The following is a 7,975-nucleotide window of genomic DNA, read 5'->3' on the forward strand; positions in this document are numbered from 1 at the left end:
GCGCTCCCAGCGAGGCCCCGCTTCGGCGCGGGGTGGCGGGCATGGAGCGCGTCGCGGGAGGTGACGCGTGAGCTTCGGCTTCCCGTGGGGGCTGTTGGCCCTGGGCGCGCTCGTGCCGCTGGTGGCGGCGTACTTCCTGCGGCGCCGGCAGAAGCCGGTGGTGGTGAGCGCGCTCTTCCTGTGGCGCAGACCCAGTCCCCGCGCCGAAGCGGGGCCTCGCTGGGAGCGCTTCACGCGGGAGGCGTCGCTGCTGCTGGAGGTGCTGGCGGTGGTGGCCGCCGCGCTCTTCCTGGCGGACGTGCGGTGGGGAGATTCGGCGCGGGTCCGGCACCTGGTGCTGGTGGTGGATGGGAGTCTGTCCATGTCCGCGCGCGGGCCGGACGGTGTGACGGTGTTGGAGCAGGTGCGGCGCGAGGCGGCGGCGCGCGTGGAGTCGGAGGAGGCGACGCAGGTGACGCTGCTGGCCAGTGGCGGCACGCCGCGCATGCTCGCGGGGCCGGAGGCGGAGCCTTCTCGGGCGTTGGCCGCGCTGGAGTCCTTCCAGGCGCAGGGCGCGGACCATGACCCGATGCCCACGCTCATCTGGGCGCAGGAGTTGGCGGGGGCGGGACGGCGCGTGGCCTTCTTCACGGACGTTCCTCCGGTGAACGCGGCCCTGGTGCCCGCGTCCGTGCGGTGGACGGCGCTGGGGACCGCGCGAGGCAACGTGGCGCTGGTCTCCGCGCAGCGGCGCGATGAGGGGCCCACGGCCACGGTGACGTTGAGGGTGGCGCGTTTCGGGGAGGCGCCGGAGGAGGTGGACGTTCGGGTCCGCGCGTTGCCAGGGGCCGGTGCGAAGGCCGGCACGGAGCGGGTGGAACGCGTGCAGCTTCCGGAGGAGGGCACCGCGACGGTCCGGTTGACGTTCCAGGAAGCGGGCGACGTGGAGGTGTCGCTTCCAGACGACGCGTTGCCCGAGGACGGCCAGGTGCGGCTGCCGCCCGCGCCCCTGCGGCCCATCGCGGTGGCGTTGGCGCAGGGACTGGGCGCTCCCGAGCAGACCGCGCTGGAGCGGTTCCTCGCGGTATCGCCGGAGGTGGCGCGCGGAGCGGAGGGCTCGGCGACGGACGTGGTGTTGGTGCTGGGCCCGCCGGGGACGGATGCGCGGGTGACGGTGGGGGCGGGCGGCGCGCCGCGCACCTTCGTGGGGCCGTTCTTCTCCGAGAAGGGGCACCCGCTGCTGGATGACGTGCAGCTTTCGGGCGTGCGGTGGACGGCAGGGGACAATCCGCCTGGAAAGCCACTGGTGAGCGCCGGGGACGCGGTGCTGGTGTCCGAGGAGGCGGACGGCCGGGTTCACGTCAACGTGGACCTGTCGCGCTCGAACGTGCAGCGCGTGCCCGCGTGGCCGGTGTTGCTGAGCAATCTGGTGCGAGAGGCCCGCCGCACGCGGGAGGGTTTCCCTCGGCGGCAGCTGATGCTGGGCGAGCCGCTGCCAGTGGTGACGCTCGCGGGTGCGCGTTACACGCTCGTGGGGCCGGGGGGCAGCCGGCCGGTGTTTGGCGCGGGTGAGGTGACGCTGCCTCCCCCCACCGGGCCTGGGGCCTATTCGCTGGAGCGTGGCGGCGACGTGGTGGACACGGCCCAGGTGCTGGCATTGGACGCCCGGGAGTCGGACCTGAGTGCGCGCGGACGCGCGGAGGTGCCGGCACGTGAGGCCGGCGACGACGACGCGGGAGGCAGCGCGCCGGGCCGGGCCCGATGGCCTCTGGTTCTTCTGCTCGCCGCGCTGGTGGCGGACTTCTACCTCACGCGGCGAGAGCCGCCGGGCGCATCAGGGGCGAGTGCGCCAGGTACCGGGGGCGTGTCATGAGCGCGTCGGAATCGCAAAGCACGGGCCGCGTTACCAGCAGGACGGCAGGTGCCGTGAAGCTCCGGGCGTTCAGCCGCTCCCACTTCAAGGCTTCATGGCTGCTCATCGGTGGTGCCTGGGTTGCCGCATGCTCCAGTCCGAACCCGAACGTGAGGGCCCGTCGGTGGCCCTCTGGCGGCATCGCGGTGAAGGGGCCCCTGGCAGGGCCTTTCGAAACCGAGCAGGAGCTTGCGCAGAACGCATGTTTCCTCATGACCCGTCAGCCCGGCGCATCCGCGGGGATGTACGGTACGGAGTACTGCGCTCTCGGGTACTACTCAGGCGAGGGAAAGGGATACTTCCTGAGCTACTTGTCCGAATTGAGGTCACGCTTGGACAGTGGAAGGAAGAGCTGCCTGATTCCGTCGGCGCTCGACGATGAAGCGCATGGTGATGCGGTGGTCTTCTGGGCGCCGCACACGCATCCGCACAATCGCGAGTTCTCGCGAGTCGACCTCAAGACGCATCTGCGCTGGCTGCCGACGCGCGTGGCGGAGAAAGGCACGGGTAGGGTCTTTCCCAAGTCCATCCTGCTCCTCTACCGGGAGAAGACAGGCGAGTGCCGGGTGTATCGGTATGAGCTTCCGTCAAAAGGTGTCTTCTCGCTCCGCGACGGAGCGTGGGTACCGATTGGCCGAGTCTACGATGACGAAGGAAACGTCGAGATGCTCGACGGGATGGGGTGGCTGCCATGAGATGCTGTCACGATGGGGGAGCCTCTCTGCGACGGGCGCTGGCCTGGGTCCCACTCCTGGGTCTCTGCGGATGTTCCGCGCTGGGCATCTACCGATTCGACAAGCCGGAGAGAGCCCCTGCGAACGAGTCGGTGACGATTCCGAGCCAGATTGAGGGGGGCGTGGCGCTGACCGGACCCATGATGGCGGCCCTCAAGGTCGCCATGGATGATTTTCGTCCACCCTGGGTTACGGCGAAGAAGCAGGAGCACCTGGAGGAGAAGTGCCTCGCGGATTGGCGGTACATCGACGCTCGTGTGGTCCAGGCGAATGACGACCTGTTCTATGTGACGTTCTCCCCCAACTTGAGCGCGTGTGGCCCTGGCCTCGTTCTTCTCGACGGTGGCGTCGTCTACGCTATCGATGGGAAGGGCCGCATCCTCGCGGAAGGAGAGTGACGGTCGCATGACCTTCTCCCTCCCGCATGCGTGGGTGTTGCTGCTGCCGCTGGGCCTCTTCCTCTGGAAGTACGGCCGCCGGCCGGGCCCGCCCATGTGGCTGCGCGCCGCGCTGCTGGTGCTCGTCGTCGGCGCGCTTTCGGGCCCCGAGCTGCGATGGGCCGATGCCGGCAGTGACGTCGTCGTGGTGGTGGACCGCTCCGCGTCCATGCCTCGCGACGTGGACCGCACGGCCCAGGAGCTCATCACCCTCCTGGAGTCGCAGCGCCGTCCCGGGGACCGCGTGGGGGTTATCACCTTCGGCCGGGAAGCGCGCGTCGAGCAGCCCCTCTCCACGCTCGGAGGCTTTGGCGGTTTCACGCGCCCCGTGGACGCGGAGGCTTCCGACCTGTCCGCCGCGTTGGAGGCCGCGAGCGCCCTCATCCCCGACGAACGCACCGGCCGCGTGCTGGTGCTGTCCGATGGCCGCGCCACGGGCGTGGATGCGCGCGGCGCCGCGCGGCGACTAGCGGCCCGGGGCCTCGCCGTGGACTGGCGCCACATCGCTCGCCCCGAACCGCCGCTCGACGTGGCCGTCGTCTCCGTGGACGTCCCCGCCGCCGTTTCCGAGCGCGAGCCCTTCCAGTTCTCCGCCGTGGTGCATGCCTCCGCCGCCGCCACCGGCACCGTCCGGCTGGAGCGCAATGGCCGCGTGCTCCTCCAGGGGCCCTTCGACTTCCAGCCGGGCCCCAACGTGCTGCCGCTGCGCGACCTGGTCGAGGAGCCCGGCCTGGTCCGTTACCGGCTCTCCGTGGCCGCTCCCGGCGACGGCGTCGTGGAGAACGACCAGGGCGTCGCCGTGCTGCGCGTGGAGGGCCCGCCCCGGGTGTTGCTCCTCACGAACCAGTCCCGGGGCACGCTCGCGCAGTCGCTCGCCGCTTCGGGGTTGCAGCTCGACGTGCGCACGCCGTTCCGCCTCACGTTGGATGACCTGGACGGCGTGGGCGCCGTGGTGCTGGAGAACGTGGACGCCAATGCGCTCGGCGAGCCGGGGCTCAACGCGCTGGCGGCCTACGTCGAGCAGGCCGGAGGCGGGCTGGTGATGACCGGCGGACGCAACAGCTTCGGCGAGGGCGGCTTCCGTCGCTCCCCCGTGGAGCCGCTGCTCCCGGTGTCCCTGGAGATGCGCGAGGAGCAGCGCCGCGCGTCCCTGGCGCTGAGCGTGTTGATGGATGCCTCCTGCTCCATGGGGATGACCGTCCCGGATGGGCGGACGAAGATGGAGCTGGCCGCGGAGGGCGTCGTGGCCGCCCTGACGCTGCTCAACCCCAAGGACGAGGTCTCCGTGCACATGGTGGACACGGCGGCCCATGAAATCTTCCCGCTCAGCCCGGTGGAGGCGGGGTTGCCCCTGGATGCCGTCGCGCGCGGATTCAGCGGTGGGGGTGGCATCTACGTGGGCGAGGCGCTCCGCGCCGGCCGCACGGAAATCCTCCGCAGCGAGAAGCCCACGCGCCACGTCCTCCTGTTCTCCGACGCAGCGGACTCCGAGGAGCCCGACGACTACCAGCGCACGCTGGCCCACTTGCGCGAGCAGGAGGTGACGGTGTCCGTCATCGGGCTGGGCGTTCCCTCGGACCCGGACGCGGACCTGCTCCGGGAAGTGGCCCACCGGGGCGGTGGGCGCGTCTACTTCGCCGAGGACGCGATGAGCCTGCCGCGCATCTTCAGCCAGGAGACGCTCACGGTGGCGCGCGCCACCTTCGTGGATGAGCCCGCGTCGCTGGAAGGAGCGCCGGACCTGCCGCTGCTCGGCCGGCTGTCCGCGGACGGGCTGCCCCAGGTGGGCGGCTACAACCTCACCTACCTCAAGCCCCGCGCCAACGTGGCGCTGCGCACCCTGGACACGAATGGCGCGCCCATCCTGGCGATGTGGCCGCGAGGCGCGGGACGCACGGTGGCCTTCACCGCGGAGGTGGACGGGCCGTACACCGGCGAGCTGCGAACGTGGTCCTCGCTGCGCGCGGCCCTGGAGGGGATGGTGCGCTGGACGTTGGCGGGCGCGGCGCCCGTCGGGGACGCGGTGGTGCGGACCGAGCGGAGGGGGCACCTGCTGCGCGTGACGCTGGACCTGCCTCCGGGCGAGGCGCTGCCCGGCGCGGCACCGACGATGGTGCTCCTGCCCGGCGACGGCCGCGCCGCGCCGGTGGAGCGTCCGATGCGGTGGGAGGAGGAAGACCGGCTCGTCGCCGAGTACCCCCTGGAGGGCAGTGGAACGTGGCACCCGGTGGTACGGCTGGGCGCGAAGGTGCTCCGCGCGCCGCCCGTCACGCTGCCCTATGCGCCGGAGTTCGAGCCCGGCTCCACGAAGGCGGGACTGGAGCTGCTGCGCGCCATCGCGGCGGTAGGCGGCGGCGTGGAGCGCTTGTCCATGACGGGCCTCTTCATGGAGGCCCCGGAGTCGCTGGGCCGCGTGGCCCTGGCGCCGTGGCTGGTGGCCCTGGCGCTGGCCCTGCTGCTGGCGGAGGTGGCCGTGCGCCGCTTCTTCTCCGCGCCACGGCTGCGTGCGCCGCGGCCCCGCGAGCGCTCCGTGTCCGTCCCCGCGGCACCCACCGCGCCGTCGTCCGCTCCGGCAACACGGACAACCCCGACGTCAGCTCCGCCGGCCCGCGAGGGCGACGCGGCGCCGGCGCCAGCGAAGCCGGCCGAGGGCAGCGTGGACTCCGCGCTGGATGCCGCGCGAGCCCGGGCCCGCCGACGGCTGGACCGTTGAGACGAAGGCGTTGGTAGAGGTGCGGGCCGCCCCGGACAGGAAGGGGCTGGCACGGAGGAGGGCGACTGTCCGCGGTGGGTACGAGTCGCCCCGAACGAGATGGGGGGATCGGAGATGTGGGGCGACCCGCGCCCTGCGAAACTCACAGGGTGAATGAGTGGATACACGAACAGTGTGTGATTTGCAACACTGGTCTAAAATTATCCATGCGCGGAATGTGGTGCGGTAGCGCACGTCCTGGCCGTCCCGGGGTGTTGGGCACCCGACAGAGCAGAAGGTGCTCGACCTGCCGCCATTGGCTACAGCAACCCCACCCAGGCCCGCGCGCGACCGTTTGTCCCGCGCGCACGCTGGGGACGCGCAGCCGTCCCGCCACAGGCAGGCTCTTCGCGCCGCGGCCCTCACCGAAGCACCAGACCTCGTCGGCGCCGGGCGCGGCGAGCACGACGCAGGCAGGACCTTGCAGCTCCGCCGAGGTCCGGGGTGCCCCGTGCCTCGCGAGACAGTCGGGGCTGGCGTAGTCGCCGGTGCGAAGGCGCCCGAGCCTTCGGGCCACCATGGCGGAGTCCGCGAGCGGGCCGGTCCGCGGCGCCACGTCGTACGTCTCGGAGCTGAGGTCCACACGCGCTTCGGCGAGTGAGGCTTCCACGCGGAGCAGGGGATTGCGCAACAGCAGCTCGGCGATGCGCGGTGTCAGCAGCTCGCCCAGCAGTGAGAGCGTGGCGATGCGCAAGGTGCCCTGCGGCGTGACGCGCGATTCACCTCGCGAGCCTCCGCCATCCGCCGCGCGCTGACTGTGTAGTCGGGGTGACGGATTCAGCAGGATATTAATAATCCGTCAGATATTGAATATAAGAAATTCTTGAATAATGTTTCACGCGGCTGGAGCCTCGGACTCCCCAGGCCGTGTCCGGTGGACGGTGAGCACCGCTCTCCGGGTTCGCGGCCCATCCCCCCGAGGACGTGATGAAGACGCGATTGTGGTTGCTCCTGGTGCCCGCGTTGGTGGCGGCCGGCTGTGGTCCCATCGACGCGGCAGATGAGCCCGTCATCGATGAGTTGACCGGCCAGGTGCTGCTGGAGGCCACCACGAAGTACGACATGCACCGGTTGCTGGAGGACACCGACATCACCGGTGGTCAGTGGATTACCACCGCGCAGGTGCAGGCCTTCCTCCAGCAGAACAACTCGTTCCTGGCGAACTACCAGGACCCGGCCTTCAGCAACAAGACGGCCGCCGCGCTCATCGTCGAGCGCTCCAAGGCCTTTGGCATCAGCCCGCTGTACATGCTGGCCCGCATCCAGGTGGAGTCCAGCCTCATCCAGAGCGGCAACTCCAACAACCTGGCCAAGGCCACCGGCTGTGGCTGTCCGGACACCAGCGGCTGTGACGCGCAATACGTGGGCTTCGGCAAGCAGATTGACTGCTCCGCCAAGAAGCTGCGCGGCTACCTGACGGACCTGGACGCGGGCCGTGCCACCATCTCCGGCTGGCGCGTGGGCGTGACGAAGTCCACGTCGGACCCGTGCTCGGTGCGTCCCGCGAACAAGGCGACGGCGGCGCTGTACACGTACACGCCCTGGGTGGGCGCGTACGCCCTCCAGTGCGGCCGCACCAACGTGGGCGGCTCGTCGCTGGTGTCCGTCGTCTACCACCGCTTCGAGTCGGCCTATGCATGGGGTTCCGCCGCCGGCTGCTACTCCGAGACGGCCGACACCACCGTGCCGGAGCTCGGCTGCGTGCAGAGCTCGTCGGATGCCATGTGGCGGCAGTGCCAGTCGGGCGCCTTCACCGCGGGCAGCACCACCAAGCCCACGAACTGCACCGCGTCCTATGGCTGGTGCTCCTCCGCCACGCTGGGCCGCTCCGTGCCGCCGCGCACCTGCGTGCAGTCCTCGGGCGACCAGCAGTGGCACCAGTGCGGCGCCAACAGCGCGTGGCTGAGCGCGCCGAGCGCGCCCATTTCCGGCGCGGGCCCCGCGGGCTCGTGCTTCGCGATGTACGGCCTCTAGTCGTCGAAGCGGCGGCTCCCGCCCGGAAGGACGGGAGCCCGCCGTGTCCCAGCGAGCCTCATAGCGCAGTTCATCTGGGCTGAGCGACGGAGTAACCGCAGTAGGCGAACCAGCCTGCTGCGTCGCTTGGGGAGATGGCCGCCAGAGCGAGCTTTATGCCCTGGTGCAAGGCGGAGCGGGTCCGCAG

5 protein-coding genes and 1 pseudogene are annotated in these 7,975 nt (G+C 70.9%); 5 read left to right on the plus strand and 1 reads right to left on the minus strand.

The features are described from left to right. The first annotated feature begins 67 nt into the window (after nt 1-67). The 4 genes from HNV26_RS36105 to HNV26_RS36120 all read left to right on the plus strand — a co-directional run bounded on the left by HNV26_RS36105 (nt 68) and on the right by HNV26_RS36120 (nt 5,775). Nucleotides 68-1,852 (plus strand): BatA domain-containing protein, encoded by a 1,785-nt coding sequence (locus HNV26_RS36105; protein ID WP_171445396.1) that lies wholly within the window; start codon nt 68-70, stop codon nt 1,850-1,852. Beyond that, entirely contained in the window at nt 1,849-2,586 is a 738-nt protein-coding gene (locus HNV26_RS36110) for a hypothetical protein (protein WP_253817370.1), read from the plus strand. Before HNV26_RS36105 ends, HNV26_RS36110 begins: the two co-directional genes overlap by 4 nt. Nucleotides 2,587-2,747: 161 nt before the next feature. After that, entirely contained in the window at nt 2,748-3,023 is a 276-nt protein-coding gene (locus HNV26_RS38790; protein ID WP_253817371.1) for a hypothetical protein, read from the plus strand. A 7-nt stretch (nt 3,024-3,030) separates the two neighbouring features. Further along, a complete protein-coding gene (locus HNV26_RS36120) occupies nt 3,031-5,775 on the plus strand; it encodes a VWA domain-containing protein (protein ID WP_171445398.1) in 2,745 nt (914 codons plus the stop codon). A 322-nt stretch (nt 5,776-6,097) separates the two neighbouring features. Here the strand turns inward: HNV26_RS36120 and HNV26_RS36125 are convergent. Next, a pseudogene (locus HNV26_RS36125) lies at nt 6,098-6,538 on the minus strand (LysR substrate-binding domain-containing protein); the annotation flags it as partial. 203 nt (nt 6,539-6,741) lie between these two features. Between HNV26_RS36125 and HNV26_RS36130 the strand changes: the two are divergent. After that, complete coding sequence (locus tag HNV26_RS36130) at nt 6,742-7,788, plus strand: hypothetical protein (protein WP_171445399.1); 1,047 nt, start codon at nt 6,742-6,744, stop codon at nt 7,786-7,788. The last annotated feature ends 187 nt before the right edge of the window (nt 7,789-7,975 follow it).

The sequence above is a fragment of the Myxococcus xanthus genome (assembly GCF_013116825.1).
Classification (GTDB): domain Bacteria; phylum Myxococcota; class Myxococcia; order Myxococcales; family Myxococcaceae; genus Myxococcus; species Myxococcus xanthus_B.